The organism is Cohnella baijiui (assembly GCF_020731285.1).
In the GTDB taxonomy this organism is placed as follows: Bacteria; Bacillota; Bacilli; order Paenibacillales; family Paenibacillaceae; genus Cohnella.
Window position 1 is genome coordinate 1 of record NZ_JAJFOW010000168.1, and the last position, 338, is coordinate 338.

Below are 338 nucleotides of genomic sequence, written 5' to 3' on the forward strand. Positions count from 1 at the left end.
GGAACAACCGAAAAAGAGAGACAAATCCCTCTTCTCCCGTTGCGAGGATTGCTGGTGTTTCCGGGCATGGTTCTACATCTTGATGTAGGACGAGCCAAGTCGGTGAAAGCGCTAGAAAAAGCAATGGTGGATGATAACCTCATTCTCCTGTCTACGCAGGAAGAAGTGCACATCGAGGAGCCGGAGAAGGAGCAGATCTTTCTGATCGGCACCGTAGCTAAGGTAAAGCAAATGCTGAAGCTGCCCAATGGAACAATTCGCGTGCTTGTAGAAGGGATTAGCCGCGCCAAAATAGAGGATTATCTTCAGGAGGACGAATATTTCGAAGTCCAGATTTC

General features: G+C 48.5%; 1 protein-coding gene. It reads left to right on the forward strand.

The window, feature by feature from the left end; genetic code table 11:
* Positions 1-24 precede the first annotated feature (24 nt).
* Positions 25-338: LON peptidase substrate-binding domain-containing protein (locus tag LKX83_RS32160; RefSeq protein ID WP_227887333.1), on the forward strand; the 314-nt coding region annotated here is incomplete at its 3' end.